Annotated in this window: 29 protein-coding genes; 14 read left to right on the plus strand and 15 right to left on the minus strand. The window is 32.5% G+C overall.

Translation table 11 applies throughout. From position 1 onward, the window contains the following. Positions 1–18: 18 nt before the first annotated feature. The gene (tsaB, locus tag ACKTSU_RS00930; protein WP_408034509.1) at positions 19–693 is read left to right on the plus strand and encodes a tRNA (adenosine(37)-N6)-threonylcarbamoyltransferase complex dimerization subunit type 1 TsaB; all 675 of its coding nucleotides are present in this window, start codon (positions 19–21) and stop codon (positions 691–693) included. Here the strand turns inward: tsaB and ACKTSU_RS00935 are convergent. The 3 genes from ACKTSU_RS00935 to ACKTSU_RS00945 form a co-directional block, all read right to left on the minus strand. Beyond that, positions 690–1,496: a mechanosensitive ion channel family protein gene (locus ACKTSU_RS00935; protein ID WP_408034510.1), complete on the minus strand. Its 807-nt coding sequence runs from the start codon at positions 1,494–1,496 to the stop codon at positions 690–692. The genes tsaB and ACKTSU_RS00935 overlap by 4 nt on opposite strands. A gap of 59 nt (positions 1,497–1,555) precedes the next feature. Further along, positions 1,556–1,909 carry a DUF1304 domain-containing protein gene (locus ACKTSU_RS00940; protein ID WP_408034511.1) on the minus strand — a complete coding sequence of 118 codons (354 nt, stop codon included), beginning with the start codon at positions 1,907–1,909 and terminating at the stop codon, positions 1,556–1,558. 79 nt (positions 1,910–1,988) lie between these two features. Further along, positions 1,989–2,189, minus strand: a complete 201-nt coding sequence (locus ACKTSU_RS00945) for a dodecin family protein (protein WP_408034512.1) — start codon at positions 2,187–2,189, stop codon at positions 1,989–1,991. A 173-nt stretch (positions 2,190–2,362) separates the two neighbouring features. Between ACKTSU_RS00945 and ACKTSU_RS00950 the strand changes: the two genes are divergently transcribed. Continuing rightward, positions 2,363–2,710 (plus strand): toxin-antitoxin system YwqK family antitoxin, encoded by a 348-nt coding sequence (locus ACKTSU_RS00950; RefSeq protein WP_408034513.1) that lies wholly within the window; start codon positions 2,363–2,365, stop codon positions 2,708–2,710. 50 nt (positions 2,711–2,760) lie between these two features. Here the strand turns inward: ACKTSU_RS00950 and ACKTSU_RS00955 are convergent, their stop codons facing one another. Together ACKTSU_RS00955 and purN are read right to left on the minus strand one after the other, a co-directional pair. Continuing rightward, a complete protein-coding gene (locus ACKTSU_RS00955; RefSeq protein WP_408034514.1) occupies positions 2,761–3,399 on the minus strand; it encodes a ribonuclease H1 domain-containing protein in 639 nt (212 codons plus the stop codon). Next, positions 3,392–3,961: a phosphoribosylglycinamide formyltransferase gene (purN, locus tag ACKTSU_RS00960; RefSeq protein WP_408034515.1), complete on the minus strand. Its 570-nt coding sequence runs from the start codon at positions 3,959–3,961 to the stop codon at positions 3,392–3,394. Before purN ends, ACKTSU_RS00955 begins: the two co-directional genes overlap by 8 nt. Positions 3,962–4,141: 180 nt before the next feature. Between purN and ACKTSU_RS00965 the strand changes: the two genes are divergently transcribed. The 5 genes from ACKTSU_RS00965 to pyk all read left to right on the plus strand — a co-directional run bounded on the left by ACKTSU_RS00965 (position 4,142) and on the right by pyk (position 8,366). Continuing rightward, complete coding sequence (locus tag ACKTSU_RS00965; protein WP_028891431.1) at positions 4,142–4,378, plus strand: acyl carrier protein; 237 nt, start codon at positions 4,142–4,144, stop codon at positions 4,376–4,378. Positions 4,379–4,384: 6 nt separating this feature from the next. Then, entirely contained in the window at positions 4,385–5,635 is a 1,251-nt protein-coding gene (gene fabF, locus ACKTSU_RS00970) for a beta-ketoacyl-ACP synthase II (protein ID WP_408034516.1), read from the plus strand. A 6-nt stretch (positions 5,636–5,641) separates the two neighbouring features. Continuing rightward, complete coding sequence (rnc, locus tag ACKTSU_RS00975) at positions 5,642–6,379, plus strand: ribonuclease III (RefSeq protein ID WP_120185750.1); 738 nt, start codon at positions 5,642–5,644, stop codon at positions 6,377–6,379. 84 nt (positions 6,380–6,463) lie between these two features. Then, entirely contained in the window at positions 6,464–6,934 is a 471-nt protein-coding gene (locus tag ACKTSU_RS00980; RefSeq protein ID WP_408034517.1) for an IPExxxVDY family protein, read from the plus strand. Positions 6,935–6,938: 4 nt separating this feature from the next. Further along, positions 6,939–8,366 (plus strand): pyruvate kinase, encoded by a 1,428-nt coding sequence (gene pyk / locus ACKTSU_RS00985; RefSeq protein ID WP_408034518.1) that lies wholly within the window; start codon positions 6,939–6,941, stop codon positions 8,364–8,366. A 56-nt stretch (positions 8,367–8,422) separates the two neighbouring features. Here the strand turns inward: pyk and ACKTSU_RS00990 are convergent, their stop codons facing one another. Continuing rightward, on the minus strand, positions 8,423–10,723 hold the full coding sequence (locus ACKTSU_RS00990) for a M20/M25/M40 family metallo-hydrolase (protein WP_408034519.1): 2,301 nt from the start codon (positions 10,721–10,723) through the stop codon (positions 8,423–8,425). Positions 10,724–10,828: 105 nt separating this feature from the next. On the opposite strand from ACKTSU_RS00990, the gene ACKTSU_RS00995 reads away from it, so the two are divergent. Beyond that, positions 10,829–11,293: a CBS domain-containing protein gene (locus ACKTSU_RS00995; protein ID WP_408034520.1), complete on the plus strand. Its 465-nt coding sequence runs from the start codon at positions 10,829–10,831 to the stop codon at positions 11,291–11,293. Here the strand turns inward: ACKTSU_RS00995 and ACKTSU_RS01000 are convergent, their stop codons facing one another. Together ACKTSU_RS01000 and ACKTSU_RS01005 are read right to left on the minus strand one after the other, a co-directional pair. Continuing rightward, positions 11,294–11,644, minus strand: coding sequence for a hypothetical protein (locus tag ACKTSU_RS01000; protein WP_408034521.1), 351 nt, complete (start codon positions 11,642–11,644; stop codon positions 11,294–11,296). Further along, on the minus strand, positions 11,634–12,176 hold the full coding sequence (locus tag ACKTSU_RS01005; protein ID WP_408034522.1) for a GNAT family N-acetyltransferase: 543 nt from the start codon (positions 12,174–12,176) through the stop codon (positions 11,634–11,636). Before ACKTSU_RS01005 ends, ACKTSU_RS01000 begins: the two co-directional genes overlap by 11 nt. Before the next feature lie 171 nt (positions 12,177–12,347). Between ACKTSU_RS01005 and ACKTSU_RS01010 the strand changes: the two genes are divergently transcribed. After that, complete coding sequence (locus ACKTSU_RS01010; RefSeq protein WP_408034523.1) at positions 12,348–12,683, plus strand: single-stranded DNA-binding protein; 336 nt, start codon at positions 12,348–12,350, stop codon at positions 12,681–12,683. A gap of 64 nt (positions 12,684–12,747) precedes the next feature. On the opposite strand, the gene ACKTSU_RS01015 is transcribed toward ACKTSU_RS01010, so the two are convergent. Beyond that, entirely contained in the window at positions 12,748–14,871 is a 2,124-nt protein-coding gene (locus tag ACKTSU_RS01015; protein WP_408034524.1) for a Tex family protein, read from the minus strand. 92 nt (positions 14,872–14,963) lie between these two features. Between ACKTSU_RS01015 and ACKTSU_RS01020 the strand changes: the two genes are divergently transcribed. Then, positions 14,964–15,584, plus strand: a complete 621-nt coding sequence (locus tag ACKTSU_RS01020) for a 2OG-Fe(II) oxygenase (RefSeq protein WP_408034525.1) — start codon at positions 14,964–14,966, stop codon at positions 15,582–15,584. A 50-nt stretch (positions 15,585–15,634) separates the two neighbouring features. On the opposite strand, the gene metG is transcribed toward ACKTSU_RS01020, so the two are convergent. Next, a complete protein-coding gene (gene metG / locus ACKTSU_RS01025; protein ID WP_408034526.1) occupies positions 15,635–17,689 on the minus strand; it encodes a methionine--tRNA ligase in 2,055 nt (684 codons plus the stop codon). 114 nt (positions 17,690–17,803) lie between these two features. Here metG and ACKTSU_RS01030 point away from each other — a divergent pair, with 114 nt between their 5' ends. Next, positions 17,804–18,787, plus strand: coding sequence for a S66 peptidase family protein (locus ACKTSU_RS01030; protein WP_408034528.1), 984 nt, complete (start codon positions 17,804–17,806; stop codon positions 18,785–18,787). Between the two features lies 1 nt (position 18,788). Here the strand turns inward: ACKTSU_RS01030 and ACKTSU_RS01035 are convergent, their stop codons facing one another. Further along, positions 18,789–18,995 carry a YgaP family membrane protein gene (locus ACKTSU_RS01035; protein WP_408034530.1) on the minus strand — a complete coding sequence of 69 codons (207 nt, stop codon included), beginning with the start codon at positions 18,993–18,995 and terminating at the stop codon, positions 18,789–18,791. Between the two features lie 39 nt (positions 18,996–19,034). Here ACKTSU_RS01035 and ACKTSU_RS01040 point away from each other — a divergent pair, with 39 nt between their 5' ends. Next, positions 19,035–19,394: a YraN family protein gene (locus ACKTSU_RS01040; RefSeq protein ID WP_408034531.1), complete on the plus strand. Its 360-nt coding sequence runs from the start codon at positions 19,035–19,037 to the stop codon at positions 19,392–19,394. 58 nt (positions 19,395–19,452) lie between these two features. Here ACKTSU_RS01040 and ACKTSU_RS01045 read toward each other — a convergent pair whose 3' ends face one another. Then, positions 19,453–20,838, minus strand: coding sequence for a redoxin domain-containing protein (locus ACKTSU_RS01045; protein WP_408034532.1), 1,386 nt, complete (start codon positions 20,836–20,838; stop codon positions 19,453–19,455). Positions 20,839–20,964: 126 nt separating this feature from the next. Between ACKTSU_RS01045 and ACKTSU_RS01050 the strand changes: the two genes are divergently transcribed. Next, positions 20,965–21,759, plus strand: coding sequence for an SDR family oxidoreductase (locus tag ACKTSU_RS01050; protein ID WP_408034533.1), 795 nt, complete (start codon positions 20,965–20,967; stop codon positions 21,757–21,759). Here ACKTSU_RS01050 and ACKTSU_RS01055 read toward each other — a convergent pair. Next, positions 21,756–22,112, minus strand: coding sequence for a hypothetical protein (locus tag ACKTSU_RS01055; RefSeq protein ID WP_408034534.1), 357 nt, complete (start codon positions 22,110–22,112; stop codon positions 21,756–21,758). The two genes, ACKTSU_RS01050 and ACKTSU_RS01055, sit on opposite strands and share 4 nt — an antisense overlap. Before the next feature lie 72 nt (positions 22,113–22,184). On the opposite strand from ACKTSU_RS01055, the gene ACKTSU_RS01060 reads away from it, so the two are divergent. Continuing rightward, on the plus strand, positions 22,185–22,718 hold the full coding sequence (locus ACKTSU_RS01060; RefSeq protein ID WP_408034535.1) for a CvpA family protein: 534 nt from the start codon (positions 22,185–22,187) through the stop codon (positions 22,716–22,718). Positions 22,719–22,763: 45 nt separating this feature from the next. Here the strand turns inward: ACKTSU_RS01060 and ACKTSU_RS01065 are convergent, their stop codons facing one another. Next, the gene (locus ACKTSU_RS01065; protein ID WP_408034536.1) at positions 22,764–23,390 is read right to left on the minus strand and encodes a carbonic anhydrase; all 627 of its coding nucleotides are present in this window, start codon (positions 23,388–23,390) and stop codon (positions 22,764–22,766) included. Between the two features lie 12 nt (positions 23,391–23,402). Further along, positions 23,403–25,268: a SulP family inorganic anion transporter gene (locus ACKTSU_RS01070; protein WP_408034537.1), complete on the minus strand. Its 1,866-nt coding sequence runs from the start codon at positions 25,266–25,268 to the stop codon at positions 23,403–23,405. Between the last annotated feature and the right edge of the window lie 57 nt (positions 25,269–25,325).

Consider the following 25,325-nt stretch of genomic DNA (forward strand, 5'->3'; position numbering starts at 1 on the left):
GCCAAAAATAATTTCAGTTTGGCAACAATCTTAAACATAGAAACAGCAACTAAAAATTGCTCGGTTAGTATAGCAAAAGATGGAGTAACCCTCGTTTTACAAGAATTGAATGATGGTAATTATTCTCATGCTGAAAAACTCCATCCATTTATTCAACAAGTGGTAGAGGAAGCTAAAATATCTTTCAATGATATTGATGCTGTAGCTGTAAGTAAAGGACCAGGTTCTTATACAGGTTTGCGTATCGGAGTTTCTGCTGCTAAAGGATTGTGTTTTGCGTTTGATAAACCTTTAATTTCTATAGAAACATTGTATTCTTTAGCTCACAAAGCTACTGTAGATAATGGAGTAATTGTGCCTATGTTAGATGCACGTCGTATGGAAGTTTATGCGGCTGTTTACGATAGCAATTTTAATCAGTTAAGAGAAATTAAAGCTGAAGTTATTGATGAAAATTCTTTTCAAGAATATTTGTCAGAAGGAAAAGTGTATTTTTTAGGAGATGGGACAGAGAAGTGTAAAGAAGTTATTACACATGAAAATGCTGTTTTTATTGACAGCAAACATCCTTCAGCAAAAGAAATGGCACAATTAAGTTACGATAAGTACAAAAAAAACGACATCGAAGATGTCGCTTATTTTGAACCTTTTTATTTGAAAGATTTTGTGGTAACGCCAGAAAAAAAACGTTAACCCTCTTTTTGTATTTCTACAGAGTGTGGATATGGAATTTCGATTCCAGCTTTGTCTAAGGCTAGTTTAGTGTTTTCGGTTACATCAAAGTAAACGCCCCAATAATCTTCTGTTTTACACCAAGGTCTTACAGCAAAATTTACTGAGCTATCTGCTAACTCTAATACATTAACAGTAGGAGCTGGGTCTTTTAATACTTTTGGGTGTGAAGTAAGAACATTCATCAACACTTCTTTAGTTTGTTTGATGTCAGCGTCATAAGAAACTCCAAAAACTAAATCGACTCTACGAGTTCCTTCCGAAGAAAAATTAATAATATTTCCGTTTGATAAAGAACCGTTTGGAATAATTATTTCTCTGTTTGATAAACCAGTAAGTTTAGTAGTAAAAATTTCTATTTCTTTTACAACACCAGTTTCACCTTGAGCTTGTATTAAATCGCCAACTTTAAATGGTTTAAAAAGCATAATTAAAACCCCACCAGCAAAATTACCTAAAGAACCTTGTAGTGCTAAACCAACAGCTAAACCAGCAGATGCTAATATTGCTGCAAACGAAGTCGTTTCTACTCCAAGTTTTGCTATTACAGTAATAATTAAAAGAATCTTTAACGTCCAGTTTAATAAGTTGATTAAGAACTTTTGAAGTGTGACATCAACTTCTCTTTTAATCATTACTTTTTTGGTAGCTCTAAGTAGTAGGCTAATAATATAAGAACCTACAATGTAAATAATAATAGCCATAATCGCTTTTGGGGCGTAGGTGACTATTAATTCTTGAAATTTTTCTAAATACTTTTCCATTAGTTATGGTAAATTTTAGTGATTAATAATTGATTTTATTAGTAGTGGTTGGTTTTTATCTATAGAAATAAACTAGCTAACGCTAATAAAGCAGGGATAGACTGAATGGCAAAAATACGAGGTTTTTTTGTAGAAAAAGAACCATAAAGACCTGCAATAAACACACAGGTTAGAAAAAATATAGCAACATCGTTTTTTTGTGAAATCATAGACCAGATTAAACCAGCTGCTAAAAAGCCATTATACAATCCTTGATTGGCTGCTAATACTTTAGTTTCTTCAGCAAATTGTTTAGATTTTAAACCGAAAGTTTTTATGCCTTTAGGTTGCGTCCATAAAAACATTTCTAGTATTACGATGTAGATATGAATCAATGAAACAAAAGCTATTAAAGTGTATTGTATACCATTCATAATGTTATAAAATTAAATTTGCGGTTTCGAAAATAATTAATCAAAACCGCAATTAGTAGTAGTTAGTATATAGTTTTGGTTATTTTACTTCAAAAGTAACCTTAAGATTTACTCTAAACTCTGTGACTTCGTCATTATTTACAACCACACTTTGTGATTGCACAAAGGCAGATTTAATTCCTTTTACCGATTTTGAAGCTTGTTTAATCGCTTTTTTTGTAGCATCTTCCCAACTATTTTCAGAGTTTGCTAAGATTTCAATAACTTTCATTACAGCCATAATTTCTCGTTTTTTTATAATTGTTATGTAAATATAAGGTTTTGTTTTTTTTATTTTACTGAAAATTAATCAATTACATTTTTAATGTTAATTTAACGTTATGTAAATGTTTCAAATATGTAAAATTTTTGTATATTTGTGTTATCAGGTATTAACTTTAAAAGATTTAGATTATGAAAAAATTAGTATTAGCAGTATGCATGTTGTCGGTAGGGTTGTTACAAGCTCAAGAAGTAGAGCCAAAATATGAAGTAACAGGAGAGTTAGTGAAAGTCACGTATTATTACGAAAATGGTGCTATTAAAGAACAAGGTTTTTTCAAAGATAAAAAGTTAGAAGGTACTTGGACGTCTTTTGATACAAAAGGTAACAAAGTGGCTATTGGTCATTATGAAGCTGGTAAAAAAGTAGGAAAATGGTTTATGTGGAAAGAAGACGGTTTAAAAGAAATCGACTTTAAAGACTATACTATTGCTAGTGTTCAAACTTGGAAAGAAGAAACCAAAATGGCAGTTAAGTAAAGTTGTTACTTGAATAAAAAATAAAAAAACCGAGCAATTTGCTCGGTTTTTTATTTTCTTCCAAAATCAGCAGGAATTTCGCCCCATGCCTTAGTTTCCCATTTCAATAATGGATTTTTATAAGAATTTTCTTGTAGCCATTTTTCGGCACGTTTTATTAAATCTAGTATCTCTTTATTAGAGCTGTCAAAAACAATATTTGTTCTGCATTCTTTCTTTTTAACCCAACTCATGGCAATTTTTGAATCAGAATAAATAGGGTAAGTATTCAGTTTTTTACTTTTTAGTAAAGCAATTCCGTGAACTAAAGCTAAAAATTCACCAATATTATTCGTGCCATTTTTAAAGGGACCCATTCTAAAAATTTCCTTTTTACTATGGGTAAGCACACCTCGGTACTCCATTATTCCAGGGTTACCAGCACAAGCGGCATCAACTGAGATACTTTCTAGAATAGGAGTTCCATATTTAGCTTTCTCTGTAGCTGATAAGGTAGGTTTTTTAGTGTCTTTCCCTTTGTACTCGTTATAGCTTTTACTCAACGCTAGTTCTGCCTCTTTTTTATCGGCAAAAGCTTTGTATTGGGCTCCTGTAAAACCATCAATTTGTTTTTTACAAGCATCCCAAGATGAAAAAACACCCGTTTTTTTCCCTTTCCAAACAACGTAGTATTTTTTCTTTTTACTCATTTTGTAAAATTACCTGTTCAATTACCTTCGGAAAATGCTCATATTCTAACTCGTGAACTTTTTGAGCAATCGTTTCTGGGGTATCTTCTGAAGAAACAGCAGTTTTTGCTTGAAAAATGATGGCTCCCTCATCGTAATTTTCATTCACATAATGGATGGTAATACCTGTTTCAGGCTCATTATTTTCTTTTACAGCCTTATGAACATGCATTCCATACATGCCTTTCCCACCGTATTTTGGTAATAATGCAGGATGAATATTGATAATTTTGTTAGGGAAGGCTTCAACAATTTTAGCAGGAATACGCCATAAAAAGCCAGCTAACACGATAAAATCGGCTTCTACATGCAAGAAATTTAAAACAGTGTCATCTTTTGTAAAACTTTCTCTATCAAAGAGAGATGCGTCTATTCCTAGTCTTTCACAACGGTCAAAAACTTTGGCATGTTCGTTGTTAGAGAGCACGTGAGTAACAATTGCAGTTTGAGTTGAGTTGAAGTGTTTTATGATGTTTTCGGCGTTAGAACCCGATCCTGAAGCAAAAATTACGATGCGTTTCATGTTAAAAATCAGTTGTTTTGTTACTACAAAAAAAAGAATAATTATTAACAATGGTGGTATTTGTAGCAAAATATTCAGGTATTTTTTTTAATTTAGACATCACATTTTTGTGCAAAAGTTAGAATTAATAACTAAGATTTGTATTTTTGCCACGATTTTAAATTTTAAAACAAACAAATTATGTCAGACATTGCATCAAGAGTAAAAGCAATTATCGTAGACAAATTAGGAGTAGACGATAACGAAGTAACTAACGAAGCAAGCTTCACAAACGATTTAGGAGCAGATTCTTTAGATACAGTTGAGTTAATCATGGAATTCGAAAAAGAATTTGATATTCAAATTCCAGATGATCAAGCAGAAAACATTGGTACTGTAGGTCAAGCGATTAGCTATATTGAAGACGCAAAAAAATAAGATTATATGCAATTAAAACGAGTTGTAGTAACTGGACTTGGCGCATTAACGCCAATAGGAAACAATAAAGAAGAGTATTGGAATAGCTTAGTTAACGGAGTTAGCGGAGCAGCACCTATAACGTATTTTGATGCTGCCAAGTTCAAAACTCGTTTCGCATGTGAACTTAAAAACTTCGACGCGACTGAATTCATTAACAGAAAAGAAGCGCGTAAAATGGATAGGTTTACTCAGTATGCAATGGTTGCCTCTGATGAAGCAATTGCTGATGCGAAGTTAAACTTAGACGAAGTAAACAAATTAAGAGTTGGTGTTATTTGGGGTGCTGGTATTGGAGGTTTAGAAACATTCCAAAACGAAATGTTAAGCTATGCTGAAGGTGACGGCTCACCTCGATTTAACCCATTCTTTATTCCAAAGATGATTGCAGATATTGCTCCAGGAAATATTTCTATTAAAAATGGATTTATGGGACCTAACTATACTACGGTATCTGCTTGTGCATCATCTGCAAATGCAATGATTGATGCATTAAATTACATTAGACTTGGTCATTGTGATGTAGTTGTAACAGGTGGTAGTGAAGCTGCAGTTACAATTGCTGGTATGGGAGGTTTTAATGCTATGCATGCCTTATCTACTAGAAATGAGAGTCCAGAAACAGCTTCAAGACCATTTGATGCTGAGCGTGACGGATTTGTATTAGGTGAAGGAGCAGGAGCTATTATCTTAGAAGAATACGAACATGCCAAAGCTCGTGGAGCTAAAATTTATGCTGAAGTTATAGGTGGAGGTTTATCTTCGGATGCTTACCACATGACGGCACCACATCCTGATGGAATAGGTGTTATTGCTGTAATGAAGAACTGTCTTGAAAATGCTGGAATAAAACCAGAAGACGTAGATCATATCAACACTCACGGTACTTCTACCCCTTTAGGAGATGTTGCAGAGTTAAAAGCAATCTCTGAAGTTTTTGGAGATCATGCTAAAAACATTAATATCAACTCAACAAAGTCCATGACAGGACATTTGTTAGGTGCTGCTGGTGCAGTTGAAGCTATTGCTTCATTATTAGCCATGGAGCACGGTGTTGTTCCCCCAACAATTAATCACACTAACGTTGATGAAAACATCAACCCAGAGTTAAATTTAACGTTAAATAAAGCTCAAAAAAGAGAGATTAAAGTTGCAATGAGCAATACATTTGGTTTTGGTGGTCATAATGCCTGTGTAGCCTTTAGAAAACTAGATTAATCTTTTATGAATTTTCTTCGTAGAATTGTCAAACCCCAAAATAAGGAGGACGAAAACTTCTACTACGAATTAAAAGAGTTACTTAATTTTAAACCAATTAAGTTATCGCTTTACAAAAAAGCATTTACGCACAGATCTCTAAAGTTAGTTGACAGTAAGGGAAACCCAGTTAACTATGAGCGTTTAGAGTTTTTAGGAGATGCTATTTTAGGAACGGTAATCGCTTCTTACCTATTTAAAAAAGTACCCGATGGAGATGAAGGGTACTTAACACAAATGCGCTCTAAAGTTGTTAGTAGAGAGCATTTGAATGATTTAGGTAAAGATTTGGACTTAATTAAATTTGTAAAAAGTAATATTTCCAAAGAACATGTTAGTAATAATATTCATGGAAATATTTTTGAAGCCCTTATAGGAGCTATATACTTAGATAGGGGGTATAACTATTGTCATCAGTTCATATACGAACAAGTTATAATGCCTTATGTAGATATTGAAAGACTTGAAGGTAAAATATCAAGCTACAAAGGTTTTGTTATCGAATGGTGTCAAAAGCAGAAGAAAAAATACAAGTTTGAGTCTTATGAAGATTCTGGTAATCAGAATAAGAAGCATTTTAGCGTACGTGTAAGTATAGATGGTAATATTATAGCAAAAGGTAGGGCAACCTCTAAGAAAAAAGCAGAAGAAATAGCTGCTAAAAGAGTGTACTACGCTATGCAAAGCCAAATGCTAAATCCTTAACACTTACTTAAAAACGTTTTCGAAAAAATTACACACTGTTTTAGATACATTCATTAATTTAGCAAAAAACAAATAATTGTTTTTATGCCAATTTATGAGGTAAATATTAATGATTTTTCTAACGACGATTACACGTTAATAGGCGTCCATACTACTTTGAATGACTATAGGTTAGCGTATTTGTTAAATAAACATTTACAAGTTAACTTTCGTAGAGCAAATTACGATTTAGATTTTTTTCAAAAGAATATAGAATCTTCATATGTCGTATATGAGTATACAAACACAAAATTAGATCAAGATTGGTTTTTAATATCCAATGTATTTAAATACACTCTTGAAACAGAATCAATAAGTCTTTTTGGTCAAAGTGATTCAACCAGCTATTTGATTCCAGAGAAGAAAAAAATCGATTTTTTTTTAAAGATAGAAGGAGAATTTGATTACGGTTTTATAGTAAAACTAATAGAAAATATTAATCAAGTTCCACAAATAATAACCTCTTACGAAATAGAGGTAAACTCATTAAAGTCGAAAGACTTTTTAATTTTTTAATAATATGCCACATAACAAGAAAACAAAAATTGTAGCAACATTAGGTCCAGCAACCAATACTAAAGAAGTTTTAGCAGATATGGCTGCTGCAGGTGTTAATGTTTTTAGAATTAATTTTTCACACGCTGATTATGATGTAGTAAAAGAACGTGTTCGTCAAATACGTGAAATAAATGAAGAAAGAGGGTATAATGTAGCAATTTTAGCCGATTTGCAGGGGCCTAAACTAAGAGTAGGGGTAATGGAAGAAGGAGTAGAATTAAAGGCTGGAGATACCTTTATTTTTACTACAGAGAAATGTGAAGGAACTCAAGAGAAGGCTTTCATGACCTATCAACACTTTCCTAAAGATGTAAAAGTAGGAGAAAAGATCTTAGTTGATGATGGTAAGCTGTTATTTGAAGTAGTTGCAACAGACAAAGAAAAAGAAGTTGTAACTAAAGTTATTGTAGGAGGTCCTTTAAAATCAAAAAAAGGAGTAAACTTACCTAATACTAAAATATCATTACCTGCTTTAACTGAAAAAGATAAAAAGGATGTTGTTTTTGCATTAGAGCAAGAGGTAGATTGGATTGCACTTTCTTTTGTAAGGACTCCAGAAGATTTACGTATTCTTCGCGATTTAATTAAGCAGAAATCACGCTATAGAGTTCCTGTAATTGCTAAGATTGAAAAACCAGAAGCGGTTGAAAATATTGATGCTTTAATCCCATATTGTGATGGATTAATGGTAGCTCGTGGTGATTTAGGAGTTGAAGTACCAATGCAAGATGTACCGTTAATTCAAAAAAGTTTGGTTCGTAGAGCTAAACAAGCAAGAATTCCAGTAATTATTGCAACACAAATGATGGAAACTATGATTGAAAACTCGGTACCAACTAGAGCAGAGGTAAATGATGTTGCAAACTCTATCATGGATGGTGCTGATGCTGTTATGCTATCAGGAGAAACATCAGTAGGAAAGCACCCAGTACGAGTTATTCAAAAGATGACTGAGATTATTGGAAGTGTAGAGTTTTCAGATTTGATTGAAGTTCCGCAAGAACCGCCACATATTCGCACAAAAAGATTCATTACAAAATCGGTTTGTCACCATGCAGCATTAATGGCAGATGATATTAATGCAGCTGCAATCTCTACTTTAACGAATAGTGGATATACCGCTTTCCAAATTTCAGCTTGGAGACCAAAATCACATGTATTAGCATTTTCATCTGAAAAGAGAATTTTAGGGAAATTGAATTTGTTATGGGGAGTTAGAGCTTATTTTTATGATAGAGAGTTAAGTACTGATGACACAATTGAAGATATTAATGAAATTGCAAAGGAGAAAGGTTTTGTAAAATCAGGAGATTTTATAATAAATCTATCTTCAATGCCTGTTGAAGCCAAAGGAATGGTAAATACCCTACGTGTTTCACATATCGATTAAAATAATAGCTATATAAATAATAAAAAAGCTCAACTTTTAAAGTTGAGCTTTTTTATTTACAATTTTATTTTTCTGTTACAAATAATAGCATCATTTATTACAAAAGGCATGGGCATCATTACTTCACTTCTTGGTTTAATTGTAAACTTAGGGTGTGATAGTAAGTCGTTAGATATTTCGTGTAATGTAATGTTGGGTTGTATGTTTTTATCAATAGAAAAAGAAATAGTTAAATCGCTATCAGTATTTGCCATTTGGTAAATAAGTAGTGTGCCTTTATCAGTAGTAAAAGCTTTTCCAGAGTCATATAAAGTACCGTTAACAGTTAGATCCGTTAAGGTAATTTTAGAAGCTGTAAACAATTCATATTTATCAATATTTCTAGTAGGTGTAATAGTAAAAGAAATGTTTCTCTTCCCATTACTAATAGTGTCTTTATTGATATTTATGTTAGAAATAGCAATGTCTTTATTCTCTGTTTTTTTATAAAAATTAAAAGAAGTATTGTACTTGCTATTTCCAGCAAGTAAGTCTTTTCCTCCTTGAGGAGAATCTTCATCAAAAAATTGTTTAGTATACCCGTCCAGGGTTTTATTATGACTAGCCCAATATGAAGTATTAGTATCAGAATTTTGGATGAATACTAAGCTGTTAGGTTTTTTCTTTTCTATTGAAAATCCACTATTAAAAGTAGCCAAAACAAAAAATAATAACGCTACAAAACCTGTAAGAGACTGCCATCCATTTTTTAGTTTTTCTTGTTGAAAAATAGGAAGCATAAATCCGAAAAGAAGTACTAAAAGTACAGCTGAAATCAATAACATTTTTAAACCTAAAGCAACAGGGAATAGTTGTACCATTGGTGCAACCATATAAATAGTTGGAATTGATAGAATAGCAAACAAAGTACCTCTAGACTCCTTTTTAATATTCATAAAAAGGAGAATTGCTAAAATAAATAATGAAGCATATACAGGAATAATTAAAAAACCAGCACCAGGAAGGTTTGTGTATATAAGGTAATTTACAACCAATCCAAAGGTAATAGGTGCAACTAATAAATCTGTTGTTTTGTGTTCTTTAAAGAACGAGTATGTTTTAAAAATTATCCAAAGGTTTAAGAATACAAAAGCGACAATGTATTGATGTCCGTTATAGGTAAACCCATGTAACATATCTGTATACTGTGGATGAATAATTAATAGCAATTGCCATAAACCATACGATATTCCTATACACATTACTAAGGAAATGATATATGGGATAAATCCTTTTAACATTCCAACAGTGGTGATTTTTTTTCTTGAAACTCCTACAAAAACCAATGCAATAAAAATAACTAGGGCAATAATTAACATAGGTAAAACCCAAGAAAAAGGATAGGTTAAAAGTTTTGTAAAAGGGAAGTTGACATAAATATAGTCGGTGTCACTGTTTAAATTAGTTAAGTCAGCATCTGCAAAATAGTTTAATGTGCTAGTTAAGTAATCTGCTTGATGTAATAAGGTTTCTCTGTTTAATCGTTCGTAAGAGTCTTGTTCGGTATGATAATCAAAATGATCATCAATAAAAGCAAAATTAAATCCGTTGACATTCCCTTTTTCTCTAAAAACTGTTAAATCGGTATCGTTGGGTAGCTTCTTGTATACTCCATACATCAAAGAATTGGCGGCAGGATAGTTTGGATTCGCTTTCAGAAATTCAGTAAGTAATGTTTTATTTTTTCCGTTAGTTTCCATTAGCATATAACTAGATCCACCACTACCACGTGCTTCAAAATTTAAAACCAAACCAACATCTTTTGCCCAAGGGTGATTTTCAACAAAGGCTTGCGCTCCTAATAAACCTAATTCTTCTGCATCCGAAAAAAGTATGATAATATCGTTTTTGGGAGTTTTATTTGCTGCTAAGTAAGCTCTAACACCCTCTAAAATAGTTACCACACCAGAACCTGCGTCACTAGCTCCAAGTGAAGAATGTGGATTGGAATCGTAATGTGATAATAGTAGCAAAGCTTTGTTACTGTCACTTCCCTTAATTCTAGCAAGAATATTTTCTGTAGTTGTAGCAGCTCTCCATTTTTTATTGATAGCTGTTTGATATTGAACTTCGGGGTTTAATCCTAGTTTTTTTAATTCTTGCACAAGATATTCTTGTACAATTTTATGCTCCTCTGTACCGGTATGATGTGGTTTTTGAGAAATATTTTTTAGATGATATAACGCGTTGTCTACAGAAAAATCAGCAGTTTTTATTTCTTTTTTACTAGATGATACACTAGGTATCATATCACTAAAGCTCCAATAAACTGTTAAAATGATAATGATTACAGCTAGGTAATTTCTTGATGTTTTCATAGTTTAATTTTATCCCTTATAAAAATAGGGAATTTATTTTTTAACATACTTAGTTTTAATTGGTTAAAAATCAGTATATTTAAGTCTATCCTAAAACTAATTATTATGGGAATTATCAATTTTCAAGGTAAACGAAATAATCCACCAGAAAAAGAGAAGGAGCCAATTTTAGTGTCAGATTATATGACAAAGAAGCTTATTACGTTTAAGGAAGGTCAAACTATTGAAGAGGCTATTAATATTTTAATTAATAATAAAATATCTGGAGGGCCGGTTGTAAATGATAATAATGAATTGGTAGGTATTATTTCTGAAGGTGATTGTATAAAGCAAATTTCAGATAGCAGATATTATAATTTACCGATAGAGAATAGTACTGTTGGAAGAGCCATGGTAAAAGAGGTTCAAACGATAGATGGTGATACGAACATATTAGATGCAGCTAATAAGTTTTTACAATCTCGTAGAAGACGTTTTCCTATTGTTCAAAATGGTAAATTAGTTGGGCAAATCAGTCAAAAAGATGTGTTAATAGCTGCGATGAAACTTAAAGGAAATACTTGGAAGTAATTACTCTTGTTTAACTAATAAATAGAATTCATTTTCCAGCTCTAAATATCCTTGGTCGTACACATAATAATAGGTGTTTCCTGTTTTTGTGGTATATAAAGATGTGACAAATTTAAAATCAAAACCTCTATCAAATAACTTGCGACGCGTTACTTTTGTTTTACCTGAAACGTTTAACTCGGAAAGAATTTTATAGTTTTTTCGTAAGCGGTTATTAGTATTTCTGATAAGGTTTTTGCTATCCTTGTTTACCTTGTTATTGTAGGCATTTCTACAGTAATCGGAACAGAATTTTTTATCAATTCGTCCGATTACCTTTTCACCACACTCTAAGCATTGTTTATCGATCATAATCTGATTTTTTTAATTCATACCAGTTCACATCTACACCCTTAAAGCCAAATTCATTCACAAATTGTAAACCTATTTTTTGTAGAATTTTGTTAGAACCAATATTTTCTACATCGGCAGCACCGTAAATAATATCATAATTCATTTCTTTAAAGCCGAAGTCTAAACAAGCAAAAGCAGATTCAGAAGCATACCCTTTACCCCAAAAACGAGGAATAAAACGATAACCGATATCAATAAAGTCAGTAAATCCATTTAATTCTTCTTTTTCTCCTGTGTTGAGTTTCAATCCTGACCACCCAATGAATTCTCCTGATTCTTTTTCAAAAGCAGCAAACCTGCCAATACCTCTTTCTTTGTATTGCTCTTCAAAAAACGTGATAATATCTTCTGCTTGTTTGTAGGTTGTGATTGGATTGTTCCCTAAATATTTATGCACTTCAGCATTTGAGTCTAACTCAAAAATTCCTTCTATTTCACTTTCTCTAAATTCTCTTAAAATTAAGCGCTCTGTTTCTAAATAAAATTTCATATTCTAACTGTTTGATTTCAAATATATTAAAAATATTTAAACGATTACATTCAATTACAAACGAAAATAAACGATTACAAACCGTTTTTAATTTGTACGGTGTTTCATCTTTGTAATGTCAATTCGTTTGAATGACAGAATCTTAACTGTTTAACATTAAAAACAAATATTATGAACGCACTAAAAAACAGAGTACAGTTAATTGGAAATTTAGGAAATAACCCAGAAATTATTACCCTTGAAAGTGGAAAGAAGCTAGCAAAATTTGCTATCGCAACTAATGAAACGTATAAAAATAATCAAGGGGAAAAGGTAACCGACACACAATGGCACAATGTAGTTGCTTGGAACAAAACAGCTGAAATTATAGAGAAGTACTTAGAAAAAGGAAAAGAAGTAATGATTGAAGGTAAATTAACATCTCGCTCTTTTGAAGACAAAGAGGGTAACAAGCGTTATGTAACTGAAGTAGTTTGTAATGAACTATTGATGTTAGGAAATAAATAAGAGGAAAAATAAACTGTGAAAAAAAGAAAAAGTAAAAGAGCGGTTATTAACCGCTCTTTTTATATTATAAATTCATGCTTAACTGAATACGTTTTCTTGAAGTATCCACTTCTAACACTTTTACCTGAACATGTTGATGTAAACTCACATGTTCATTTACATCTTTAACAAATGTATCAGATAGATTGGATACATGAACCAAACCACTTTCTTTAATTCCAATATCCACAAAACAACCAAAATTGGTAATGTTATTTACAATTCCAGGTAGTACCATACCTGTTCGTACATCATCTATTGTTTTAATATGCTCGTTAAAACTAAAAGTTTTGGCCTTTTCACGAGGATCTAAGCCAGGTTTTTCCAGCTCTTTTACAATATCTTGTAGCGTTGGTAATCCATAAGAATCGGTTACATATTGCTGAAGCTTAATTTGTTTTAAAGCAGAAGAGTTACCAATTAAATCATCTACCTTTTTACCAGCATCTTTGGCTATTTGTTTTACTAAAGTATAACGTTCTGGATGTACAGCAGAATCATCTAGTGGATTGTCACCGTTTTTAATTCGTAAGAAACCAGCAGATTGCTCAAATGCTTTTCCTCCTAAACGAGGAACTTTTTTAATGCCAGTTCTATTGGCAAAAGCTCCGTTTTCGTTTCTGTAATTTACAATGTTCTCAGCCAATTTAGGCCCAATACCAGAAACATAACTTAACAAAGAAGCACTGGCGGTATTAATATTAACCCCTACTTTGTTCACACAGTGTTCTACTACAGTATCTAGCGACTTTTTTAGTTGTGTTTGATCTACATCGTGCTGATATTGTCCAACTCCAATTGATTTTGCTTCAATTTTTACCAATTCAGCTAAAGGATCTGCTAATCGACGTCCGATGGAAACAGCCCCACGAACGGTTACATCATAATTAGGGAACTCGTCTCGTGCAATTTTGGAAGCTGAATAAATAGAAGCACCAGCTTCACTTACAACAAACACTTCTACGGGATTTTTAAAATAGACACTTTTTACCAATCGTTCAGTTTCTCTCGAAGCTGTTCCGTTACCAATAGCAATGGCTTCAATTTTATAAGCATCTGCCAAAGAGCTAAGTTTGTTTATAGCTTCTTTTGACTGATGTTGTGGCGCATGCGGAAAAATAGTTTCGTTATGTAATAAATCTCCTTGTTCGTTCAAACAAACTACTTTACAACCTGTTCTAAATCCAGGATCGATAGCTAAAATTCGTTTTTCACCCAGTGGAGAGCCTAATAGTAGTTGTTGTAGGTTTTTAGCAAATACTTTGATGGCATTTTCATCTGCTCTTTCTTTAGCAATAGTTAAAGCTTCATTTGACAATGCAGGGAAAAGCAAACGTTTATAGGCATCAGCGATGGCTAGTTCAATTTGTTCTGCACATTCGTTATGTGAACGAATAATTCTGTCTTCTATTTTTTGAAGTGCTCGTTCGCCATCAATACTGATTTTTATACGGATAAAACCTTCTTTTTCGGCACGCAAAATAGCTAGTAATCGATGCGACGGAATTCGACTTAGGTTTTCTTCCCAATCAAAATAATCTTTAAATTTTTGAGCAGCTTCGTCTTCCTTTTTGGTTTTAACGACTTTGGTTGCAATGGTCGCAAAACGCTCTAATTGATAACGAATGTTATTTCGAACATCCGTTCGTTCGTTAATCCATTCAGCAATAATATGGCGAGCACCTTCTAAAGCATCGTCTATTTGCTCTACTTCGTTCGAAAGGTATTTTGAAGCGGTAAATTCCAAATCGTTTACTCGCTGACTCATAATCATCTTTGCTAATGGTTCTAAACCGTTTTTACGAGCTGTTTCAGCTTTGGTTTTGCGTTTCTTTTTATAGGGAAGGTATAAATCTTCTAACGTGGTTAAATCTTCTGCTTTTTCAACCTTGCTTTTTAGTTCATCTGTTAAAACCTCTTGCTCTTCTAAAGCTTTTAAAATTGCTGATTTTCGTTTTTCTAAGGTTTCAAATTGTTCTTTGAATTGTACAATTTGACCGATTTCAACTTCATCTAAATTTCCTGTTTTTTCTTTTCGGTAACGAGCAATAAAAGGAATGGTACAATCTTCATTTAACAGTTCAATAGTATTTTGAATAGCGGTTGAAGAAAGGTTGGTATGAGAACCTATATAGGATAGTAAATTCATAAAATAAAACAAATATAAATTTTTATTCGGGGGTATACAATCTATATGTTTTTAGACTATCTTTCGCGGTTAGTCTAATTGTAAATTTATTAATGCAAACAACTGTAAATGAATTGCATAAGCAACAGTATGAACGATTGATTACTGGCTTAATTTCCAACGAGTTTGGAGTTTGTGATGATTTTTTTTCTGCTGATATGATAGCAGGATTTCGGGATAATTTGACACAACATTATACCGAAGGAACCATGTATAGAGCGGGTATTGGAAAAGACGCTGATTATACAAAAGACAAAGAGATACGACGAGATGTTATTTGCTGGATTAACGAAAAAACTGAAGATGCTTTAGAAAAGATGTTTATCCAAAAAATGAATGAATTTGCTGAATATCTAAACAAAACATGTTACACTAGTATCAATGCTTTTGAATTTCATTATGCCTATTATGATGTAGGTAGTTTTTACAAACGTCATGTAGATCAGTTTAAGAGTGATAACGGAAGGTTGTTTTCGTTTGTAATGTACTTAAATGACGATTGGAATGTTGATGATGGAGGAGAGCTGGTATTGTACATTAAAGAAATGACAGAAACCATTTTACCGATTGGAGGTAGAGTTGCTTTTTTTAAGAGTGATGTAACCGAACATGAAGTAAAAGCAGCGTTGACAAGACCTCGCTTAAGTATTGTAGGTTGGTTTAAGAATGTGTAAACTAAAAAACCTCACAATTTGCGAGGTTTTTTAGTTTTTGAATATATGTTTTAAGCTATAAATTCACCATTATTAACCTTTTCTGAAGGCTGAACAAAAGCTAATTTGCCATCAGGGGTATCAGTCATTAAAATCATTCCTTGGCTTTCTACGCCACGAATTTTTCTTGGTGCCAAATTACATAAAACAGTTACTTGCTGTCCAACAATATCTTCTGGTTTAAAGCTTTCAGCAATACCAGAAACGATTGTACGAACATCCATACCAACATCAACTTTTAGTTTTAATAACTTTTTGGCTTTCGCTACTTTTTCAGCTTCTAAAATAGTTCCAATACGCATGTCCATTTTTGTGAAATCGTCAAACTCAATGGTGTCTTTTTGAGGTTCAACCACTTTGTTTGCCGCTTCATTGGCTTTTTTAGTTGCTTCTAATTTCTCTAACTGTGCTTGAATAGTAGTGTCTTCAATTTTAGAAAACAATAATTCAGCTTTATTTATTTGATGATTCTCAGCTAATAAAACCTCTTTTTCAGCTACATCATTCCAAGTAAGCGTATTATCGATGTTTAAAATTGATTTTAACTTTTCAGAAGTGAAAGGTAAAAATGGTTCAGATACTACTGCTAAGCCAGCTGCGATTTGTAACGCAACATTCATGATTGTTTTTGTGCGCTCTTCATCTTCTTTAATTACTTTCCAAGGCTCTTCATCTGCTAAATATTTATTACCCAAACGAGCTAAGTTCATCATTTCTTGAGACGCTTCTCTAAAACGATAACGTTCGATTGATTTCGCAATCACATCTGGGAATTGTTTTAATTGTTCTAAAGCATTTTCATCTGCTTCTGATAATTCACCAGCAGCAGGTACTAATCCGTTATAGTATTTGTTGGTTAATACTACCACACGGTTGATAAAGTTTCCGAAAATAGCAACTAATTCATTATTGTTTTTCGCTTGAAAATCTTTCCAAGTAAAATCGTTGTCTTTAGTTTCAGGTGCATTAGCTGTTAGGGTATAACGTAACACATCCTGCTGATTAGGGAAATCTTCTAAATACTCATGTAACCAAACCGCCCAGTTTTTAGAGGTAGACAATTTATTTCCTTCTAAATTTAAGAATTCGTTTGCTGGTACATTTTCAGGTAAAATAAAATCTCCATGTGCTTTTAACATTGCAGGGAAAATAATACAGTGAAACACAATATTATCTTTACCAATAAAGTGTACTAATTTCGTATCGTCTTTTTTCCAATAGTCTTCCCAGTTCTTACCCTCACGAGCAGCCCATTCTTTGGTAGAAGAAATATACCCAATAGGGGCATCAAACCAAACATATAACACTTTTCCGTCTGCACCTTCAACAGGAACAGGAATTCCCCAATCTAAATCACGAGTTACGGCACGAGGACGTAGTCCATCATCAATCCACGATTTTACTTGACCTAATACGTTAGGTTTCCAATCGTTTTTATGTCCTTCTAAAATCCATTCACGTAAAAAAGCTTCATGTTTATCTAAAGGTAAAAACCAGTGTTTGGTTTCTTTTAAAGTAGGTACATTTCCAGTTATTGCTGATTTAGGGTTGATTAAATCGGTCGCATTATGACTTGTTCCACATTTTTCACACTGATCCCCATAACTTTCTTCATTTCCACATTTTGGGCATGTACCAATTACAAAACGATCTGCTAAAAACTGATTAGCTTCTTCATCGTACAATTGTTGTGTAACCTCTTCAATAAATTCACCATCGTTGTATAATTTGGTAAAGAAATCTGAAGCTGTTTTATGATGAATTTCTGCTGAGGTACGTGAATAGTTATCAAAAGAAATTCCGAAATCTTCAAACGATTGTTTAATGATTCCGTTGTATTTGTCTATAATAGCTTGCGGAGTAACACCTTCTTTTTTAGCGCGCATTGGTATTGCAACTCCGTGTTCATCTGAACCACAAATGTATGCCACGTCTTTTCCTCTTTGACGTAAATAACGAGCATAAATATCTCCAGGAACATATACCCCTGCTAAGTGACCAATATGAATAGGTCCGTTTGTATAAGGTAATGCCGCTGTAATTGTATATCTTTTTGGTGTACTCATGTTTTTCGACTAAAATTAAACCGCAAAAGTACGAAAAAGCAATTTTTTATACTGTTATAAATTAGGTACATTTGATGGATTTTAAACTTTTAGAATCAAGAAAGAGACTTGTTTATGGAAAAAAGAATTTTCACTTTATTTTTTTTATTGATAATTACATCGGTTTGTGCGCAAAATAAAACTATGAAATTAATAACACCACCATATTTACATAAAGGAGATACAATAGCTATTGTGGCTCCTGCAGGAATTTTAAAGAATAGAAAACATGTAATTGATAAAGCAAAAGAACTTGCTGAAAGTTTGGGATTAAAAGTGGTTTATGGTAAACATTTATTCAATCAAAATGATCATTTTGCTGGGACGGATGAAGAGCGTTGTCAAGATTTTCAAGATGCGTTAGATAACCCGAATATTAAAGCAATTTGGAGTGCACGTGGAGGATATGGCTCGGTAAGAATTATTGATAAATTAGATTTTACGAAGTTTAAACAACATCCTAAATGGATTGTTGGTTATTCTGATATTACAGTTTTTCATAATCATATTCATAATTTAGGAATAGAAACGCTACATGCTATGATGGGTACAAGTATGGAAGAAAAACCAGAAGAACTTGTACAAACTATTGCTACTTTTAAAAAAGCATTATTTGGAGAGGAATTACGATATTCAATTCCTTCTTCAAAAGAGAATAGAGTAGGAGAAGTATCAGGAGAATTGGTAGGAGGTAATATTGCTATTTTAGCTTCGATGTTGGGGTCGGATAGTCAAATTTCTACTGATGGTAAAATTTTATTTATAGAAGAAATAGGAGAATACAAATATTCGATTGATCGAATGTTGCAAAGCTTAAAACGTGCAAGGTATTTTACGAAGGTTAAGGCTATTATTGTAGGTGATATGACCAAGATAAAAAGAAACACGACTCCGTGGGGAAGTTCAATAGAGCAGTTGATTTTAGAAGTTGTTCCAAAAGATATTCCTATTCTTTTTAACTTTCCTGCAGGGCATGAGCCAGACAATAGGGCATTGATTTTAGGAAGAGAAGTTTCTTTAAGTGTTCAAAAAGAAACTTCTACAGTGCTATTTAAGTAATTTAATTTTTGTCTTTTCTAGTGTTTATACCAAATAAACGATATAACGGACAAAAATTAACAAAACTAGTGATTAGCAAAACAATAGCTAGTACAAGCAATATGTTGCCTAAAACGCCTGAGATAATTTCAAAGTAAGATAGTGCTGCAATAATTAAAGCAATTAGCGTTCTAATAGCCTTGTCGGTGTTTCCCATATTTTTTTTCATGGTAGATAGTTTTAAGGTTATTCAAATATAAGTTTTTATATGGCACAACACAATGAGCTTGGTAAGAAAGGAGAGCAATTAGCAGTTGATTATCTATTAAAAAACGGGTATGAAATTGTTGAAAAGAATTATCGTTTTCAAAAAGCTGAAGTAGATATTATTGCTCAAAAAGACAATGTGTTAATAGCTGTTGAAGTGAAAACAAGATCATCTATTAATTATGGAAATCCTCAGGATTTTGTGAATCCGAAGAAAATAAAATTACTAGTAAGCGCTATTGATAATTATGTAAATGACCGAGACCTAGATGTTGAAGTGCAATTTGATATCATAGCTATATTAAAAGAAAAAGAAGTGTTTAAAATACAGCATATTAAAGATGCATTTTTATATTTTTAAAGTACAAAAAAAGCTCAACAAATTTTGTTGAGCTTTTTTATGTTTTTAATTGTGAGGATTAATTGCTTTTTCCTCCATTAAAATATTTTTCTACATCTTCAACATGATCAGGCATTGCAATAATTTTTTTGCTCTTGTCTAATATGAAATAAGAAGGTGTACCTAGTAAGTTATATTTTTTTACTGTTTCATTATCAAATTTGTACTCAGGGTGAGTTCCTATTGCATTATGCCACTCTGGTAAATCTTTAACAAATTCTGTCCATTCAGTTGCATCATTTTCAATACCAAAAGAAATAACAGAGATTTCTTTATGGGTTTGCATAAACTTATACAACTCAGGTATTTCTTTAATACAGTGAGGACAACCAGTACTCCAAAATACTAATAAGTACTTTTCACCATCGTTTAAGGTAGATAATTTTAATTCTTGATCGTTTTCTTTCCAAGAAAAATCAGGAGCTATTCTATCTATAGTTGCAAGTAAGATATCTAACTTTTCCTTTTTAAATTCAGCGTCTTGGTCTTTACTAGGTAATTTGTCAAAGTATTCTTCAAACATCCAATCTACAGCAGGACCATTTCGTTTATCGGTAAGTGCACTTATTAAGTAGTAAGTAACAGCTTTTTCTAATTTGTCAGAAGATATTTTCTTCATAACATTTTTGATAGACTCTTTAATTAATTCTTGTTGTACTTCTTTGTCTTCAGAATAGTTTAAATAAAATACATAATCACTGATTTTATCAATTAAGAAAGAAGAGTTGAATAAATCTTCACTTCCAAAATCAACATATTCAAAGAAGTTTTCACTAGTGGCAGATAAATAATCTTTTAGGTTGTCGTGAGGGTTGTATGAGTTATACCTACGAGAAGCTTTTATAAAGCTATTTACTAACATTCCTTCAGACTTATTTTCATACGTTTTTTGAACGTCTTCAAGTTCTTTAACTTCTTTTTTGTAAGCTTTTTTAGCATCTTTATCTTCAGACTCTATATAAGAAGCTTGAAAAGAATCTATCTTTTTTTGTACTGCGTTATAAGCTTGTAGGTATTCACTATACAATTTATTTTCTCTAGAACTTGTGAATACTACAGCTGATTGATCTGAAAACTTAGGATTAAAAACAAATTCAACGTTTTCTTTATTAAAGAAGAAATCAACAAAGCCTGCACCTGTATTTCTATAAGTAGCTCTATAAGCACCAGTAGGAGCTGTTCCAGGAAGTTCAAAGTTAAATCTACCTAATACTTGCTTTTCTCCACTAATAATTACAGTGTCTAGTTGAATAGTAGTATTTGCTACAAAGTTTTGCTTAGCGCCTTCTATCTTATATAAAATTACCCAATCACCTTTATCTGGAGGGGTCATAGTACCTTTGATAGTGTATTGAGCATTAACTAATGATGTTGTAAATATTAATAGAGCGAGTAGTTTTTTCATCATAATATTTTAAAGGGTTGCTAATAAGGTTTTAAAACTAGGTATTTACAAACTTCTATCCAAGAAGTATACCACATTTATTTTTTCTTATGTATTTTAGAAATGTTTTTTTAATTGTTTGATAACATGAAATTTAAAGATCAGGTATTTTGGATTACTGGTGCTTCATCAGGTATAGGAAAATCTTTAACTATTGAATTAGCTAATCTTGGAGCAAAGTTAATTATCTCTTCGAGAAATGAAAGTGTTTTGTATGAAGTTATAAAAGAATGTAAGTTTCCTGAAAAGGTAGCTGTTCTTGCGTTAGATTTAGAGGCTTATGAAAGTTTAGCTAGTAAAGTAGTCGAAGCTGTTTCATTTTTTGGAAGAATTGATGTTTTGGTAAATAACGGAGGGATAAGCCAAAGGTCCTTGGTAAAAGATACTTCCATTGCGGTTGACAAACGATTGATGGATATTAATTATTTAGGAACGGTTGCATTAACAAAGGCTTTGTTACCTCATTTTATTGAAAATAAATATGGGCATTTTGTGGTAACCACGAGTATAGTAGGAAAGATTGGAACCCCATTACGTTCTGCTTATGCAGCGACTAAACATGCTTTACATGGTTTTTTTGATAGTTTACGAGCTGAACACTATAATGATAACATTGCTGTTACGTTGGTTTGTCCAGGTTTTGTAACAACGAATGTTTCTAAAAATGCGTTAACAGGTGATGGAAGCCCGCAAAATACGATGGATACAGCCACGGCAAACGGTATTCATCCTGATGAGTTTGCTAAACAAATGGTGAAAGCTATTCGAAACAAACGAGAAGAGGTTTATATCGCCGGAGTTAAGGAAAAGCTTGGAGTTTATACCAAACGTTTCTTTCCGAAGTTATTATCAAAAATGATTCGAAAATTAAGTGTTACTTAATTAAAAAAGTCAATTATTTCAAAATAGTTAATAATAGCTTCTTTCATTAAAACCGATTGTTCTCCTGGTTTTAAAGTTGGAAGCTCAGTTAAGGTTCTATAGTGAGGCCAACCATCATTATCAAAAAAATCGAATTCATAGTATCCGTAAGGTTCTAACAACTTACAAATAGCGATGTGCATTAGGTTAACTTTCTCGTCTTTTTTAAACTTTCTATGACCTTGTCCGAGTTCTTGAACACCAATTAAATAAATAATTCCATCTATATTTAATTCATCACCGTCAGCAAATTGTTGTGATAATTGAGTTACCACGAAGGCCCATTTTTCTTTTAAGTTGGTTTCTTTAGTCATTTGTGTTTTTTAGAAAAAGCAAAGATACAAATGAGTTATGTATATTTGAGCATGTAATTTGTTTTCGCACTTATGAATACTTTTGATATTATTATTACAGCTTTGTTACTCTTCGGTTTTGTAAGAGGTATTATGAAAGGGCTTTTTGTTGAAATAGCTTCGTTGGTAGCCTTGGTTGCTGGAGTTTATGGAGCGATACACTTTTCGTATTTTATTGGAGATTGGTTAAAAAATAGTGTTACTTGGGATGAAAAGTACATTTCATTAGCAGCATTTGCAGGAACTTTTGTAGTGATAATTATTGTAATTGCTTTACTCGGTAAAATATTGACGAAAATAGCTGATTTTGCTTCTCTTGGAGTTTTAAACAAAATACTAGGAGGTGTTTTCGGAGCGTTAAAAATTGGATTGATTTTAAGTGTGGTTTTTATTTTCTTCGGAAAAATGAATGATACGATTCCGTTTGTAAAGCAAGAAAGTTTAGAAGAGTCTATTTTATACAAACCCGTAAAAAAAATAGCACCTACTATTTTTCCATCGATTATTAAAGATGATGAAAAGGAGGAAGGAGAAAAGAATACTCTAGAGTTAGAACTCAATATATAGAAACAAAAAACGGATGAAAAGTTTCATCCGTTTTTTATTAATTTACTAATCTAAGTGATAAATTTCCATAATATCTGTTAAGATATGTTCAAAATCGATTTTTAAATCGATGAGGTTACCTGTTTTAATATCGAAAACCCAACCGTAAACTTTTAAGCCTCTATCTCTGTAGGCCTTTTGTACAGCTGCAGTTTTAATAAGATTAACACATTGTTCTTGTACGTTTAAATCAACCAAGCGATCGTAACGTTCATTTTCATCTTCAATTTTATTCAATTCATCTTTATGTAAGCGATACACATCTCTGATGTAACGTAACCAAGGATTTAATAAACCTAAATCGGCAGATTGCATTGCGGCTTTTACACCCCCACAAGAGTAGTGACCGCAAACCACAATATGGTTGACTTTTAAATGCTCTACAGCATATTCAATTACTGAAGCAGAATTTAAATCGATTGCAGGAACCATATTTGCAATGTTTCTGTGAACAAATACTTCACCAGGTTTAAGTCCCATTAAATTTTCGACAGAAACTCGACTATCAGAACACCCGATGTATAAAAATTTTGGGTTTTGCCCTTCATTTAATTTCTTAAAATAATTAGAATCTTTGGATAGTTTATTTTGTATCCACTTTTTGTTATTCTCAAAGATTTTAGATAAATCCATATTTAAGTGAGTTTATTTAACGGTGTCTTCTACATTAGTTTTAACCCAATTAAGACATTTTTCGAAAGAGCTAAATATATGTTCTTCGGAAATTAAATCAGGAATAATATCGATACGTTCCATCATATATCGAGGTTGTTTCAAGACATTAACTAACAGAACAGTAATCCCGTTTTTTTCTAAGTCAACTAAAACATCTTCGAGAGCGTACAACCCTGATTGGTCAATATATTGCATTCTTCCCATACGAATTATTACATGTGAAGCTGTGCTCGGAATTTGTTTAGATAAAGCTAAGAACTCGCTGGTAGACCCAAAAAACAAAGGGCCTTTTATATGTTTGATGAAAACCTCTTCGGTTAATTCATTAGGGAAGTTCTTTTCGTCTGCCCATTTTTCTTCTTTTAAAGATTTCACATCAGAGCGTTCAGCAGTTAAATCACCAATTTTTTTCATAAACATCAAAGAAGCAATTACTAATCCAATACCAACGGCATAGACTAAATTCCAAAAAGTAGACAATACAAGTACCACTAGCATAATAATTACTTCAGAGCTCACTTTAAAAGGTCCAATTTTAATGTCTTTGGGTAGGTTAGGAATAGCTTTTAATCCTTTATAATCCATCACGCCAATTCCGACTGTTATTAAAATACCTGCTAAAACCGATGCTGGAATTTTTGAAGCAATAGGTCCTAAACCTAGGAGTATAATCAATAACATTACACCTGCAACCATTCCTGATAATTTTGTTTTTCCTCCAGAATTAATGTTTACTACGGTACGAATAGTTGCTCCTGCACCAGGAATTCCCCCGAAAATAGCAGCAATACTGTTTCCAATACCTTGTCCGACTAATTCTTTATTAGGTTTATGTTTAGTTTTAGTCATGTTATCTGCAACTACTGAGGTTAATAAAGAGTCGATAGCTCCAAGTAGTGCCAGTGTTAGTGCTGTAAAAATATATGGAGTAACGCTAGAGAAGCTAAACTGTGTAAAGATTTCCATGTTAGGAATAGGGAATCCCCCAGGAATTTCCTCTATTGGGCGATAATTTAAATTGAAACCTAAGGCAATAGCGGTCATTACAACTAAGGCTACTAAAGTACTAGGTACAGCTGTTGTAATACGTTTGAAGCCGTAAATGATAAATATTGTTCCTAAAGCTAGAATAAGCTCTAACCAATTAATGTTTTTTAATGCTCTAGGTAATACTTTAAATGTTCCTAAAACACCAGAAGCTTCTTTACCTGCTAAAGTTTTACTTTCTTTTAAAATATCTGCTTGAGTTGTAGCTTCAGATCTTTTAATAGTCTCTCTAAAGTCTTCTAGAACTAAAATGCCTTCTCCAGCTTCTTCTCTTAAGATGTTTTCTAAAATTAACTCTTCTGCTTGAGGTTTAAATTGTTCAACAAATTGTGTGTCTTCTTTTGCGTAATATCCTACAGAAGGTAAAATTTGAGTGACTAAAATAATTACTCCTATGGCAGTCATAAAACCTGACACAACAGGGTAGGGGATATAACGAATATATTTTCCGAGACCTAAGAGTCCTAGTCCTATTTGAATAAACCCAGCGAGTAAGAATACAGTTAAAATAGCAGGTAAGGCTTTGTTAATGTCACCATCATTTGTGGCTAAAATACCAGCAATAACTACCATACTAACTGCAGTCATAGGGGCAGTAGGGCCAGAAATTTGTGTGTCAGTACCGCCAAATAAAGCAGCAAAAAAGGCGATAAATATAGCACCATATAAACCAGCACTTGGACCTAAGCCCGAAGATACCCCAAAAGCAAGTGCTAGCGGTAATGCTACAATACCGGCTGTAATACCACCAAATAAATCTCCTTTAAAATTAGAGAAAAGATTTTTCATAAGAATAATTGTTAGGTAGGCACTAAGATAATTATTCTAAAATAAAAAAGGAATCTA

The sequence above is a fragment of the Tenacibaculum aestuarii genome (genome assembly GCF_964510395.1).
GTDB lineage: Bacteria > Bacteroidota > Bacteroidia > Flavobacteriales > Flavobacteriaceae > Polaribacter > Polaribacter aestuarii.

Coding starts and splice junctions, on each gene's coding strand:
- ACKTSU_RS00945 (WP_408034512.1), bottom strand. CDS start 2,189: ATGGCTGTAATGAAAGTTATTGAAATCTTAGCAAACTCTGAAAATAGT.
- ACKTSU_RS01005 (WP_408034522.1), bottom strand. CDS start 12,176: ATGAAATTTTATTTAGAAACAGAGCGCTTAATTTTAAGAGAATTTAGA.
- pyk (WP_408034518.1), top strand. CDS start 6,939: ATGCCACATAACAAGAAAACAAAAATTGTAGCAACATTAGGTCCAGCA.
- ACKTSU_RS01070 (WP_408034537.1), bottom strand. CDS start 25,268: ATGAAAAATCTTTTCTCTAATTTTAAAGGAGATTTATTTGGTGGTATT.
- ACKTSU_RS01000 (WP_408034521.1), bottom strand. CDS start 11,644: ATGATCGATAAACAATGCTTAGAGTGTGGTGAAAAGGTAATCGGACGA.
- ACKTSU_RS01055 (WP_408034534.1), bottom strand. CDS start 22,112: ATGACTAAAGAAACCAACTTAAAAGAAAAATGGGCCTTCGTGGTAACT.
- ACKTSU_RS00980 (WP_408034517.1), top strand. CDS start 6,464: ATGCCAATTTATGAGGTAAATATTAATGATTTTTCTAACGACGATTAC.
- ACKTSU_RS01065 (WP_408034536.1), bottom strand. CDS start 23,390: ATGGATTTATCTAAAATCTTTGAGAATAACAAAAAGTGGATACAAAAT.
- ACKTSU_RS00995 (WP_408034520.1), top strand. CDS start 10,829: ATGGGAATTATCAATTTTCAAGGTAAACGAAATAATCCACCAGAAAAA.
- ACKTSU_RS00990 (WP_408034519.1), bottom strand. CDS start 10,723: ATGAAAACATCAAGAAATTACCTAGCTGTAATCATTATCATTTTAACA.
- rnc (WP_120185750.1), top strand. CDS start 5,642: ATGAATTTTCTTCGTAGAATTGTCAAACCCCAAAATAAGGAGGACGAA.
- ACKTSU_RS01015 (WP_408034524.1), bottom strand. CDS start 14,871: ATGAATTTACTATCCTATATAGGTTCTCATACCAACCTTTCTTCAACC.
- ACKTSU_RS01045 (WP_408034532.1), bottom strand. CDS start 20,838: ATGAAAAAACTACTCGCTCTATTAATATTTACAACATCATTAGTTAAT.
- ACKTSU_RS01030 (WP_408034528.1), top strand. CDS start 17,804: ATGGAAAAAAGAATTTTCACTTTATTTTTTTTATTGATAATTACATCG.
- ACKTSU_RS01020 (WP_408034525.1), top strand. CDS start 14,964: ATGCAAACAACTGTAAATGAATTGCATAAGCAACAGTATGAACGATTG.
- ACKTSU_RS01035 (WP_408034530.1), bottom strand. CDS start 18,995: ATGAAAAAAAATATGGGAAACACCGACAAGGCTATTAGAACGCTAATT.
- ACKTSU_RS01040 (WP_408034531.1), top strand. CDS start 19,035: ATGGCACAACACAATGAGCTTGGTAAGAAAGGAGAGCAATTAGCAGTT.
- ACKTSU_RS01050 (WP_408034533.1), top strand. CDS start 20,965: ATGAAATTTAAAGATCAGGTATTTTGGATTACTGGTGCTTCATCAGGT.
- ACKTSU_RS01010 (WP_408034523.1), top strand. CDS start 12,348: ATGAACGCACTAAAAAACAGAGTACAGTTAATTGGAAATTTAGGAAAT.
- ACKTSU_RS00940 (WP_408034511.1), bottom strand. CDS start 1,909: ATGAATGGTATACAATACACTTTAATAGCTTTTGTTTCATTGATTCAT.
- fabF (WP_408034516.1), top strand. CDS start 4,385: ATGCAATTAAAACGAGTTGTAGTAACTGGACTTGGCGCATTAACGCCA.
- metG (WP_408034526.1), bottom strand. CDS start 17,689: ATGAGTACACCAAAAAGATATACAATTACAGCGGCATTACCTTATACA.
- ACKTSU_RS01060 (WP_408034535.1), top strand. CDS start 22,185: ATGAATACTTTTGATATTATTATTACAGCTTTGTTACTCTTCGGTTTT.
- ACKTSU_RS00950 (WP_408034513.1), top strand. CDS start 2,363: ATGAAAAAATTAGTATTAGCAGTATGCATGTTGTCGGTAGGGTTGTTA.
- ACKTSU_RS00965 (WP_028891431.1), top strand. CDS start 4,142: ATGTCAGACATTGCATCAAGAGTAAAAGCAATTATCGTAGACAAATTA.
- ACKTSU_RS00935 (WP_408034510.1), bottom strand. CDS start 1,496: ATGGAAAAGTATTTAGAAAAATTTCAAGAATTAATAGTCACCTACGCC.
- ACKTSU_RS00955 (WP_408034514.1), bottom strand. CDS start 3,399: ATGAGTAAAAAGAAAAAATACTACGTTGTTTGGAAAGGGAAAAAAACG.
- purN (WP_408034515.1), bottom strand. CDS start 3,961: ATGAAACGCATCGTAATTTTTGCTTCAGGATCGGGTTCTAACGCCGAA.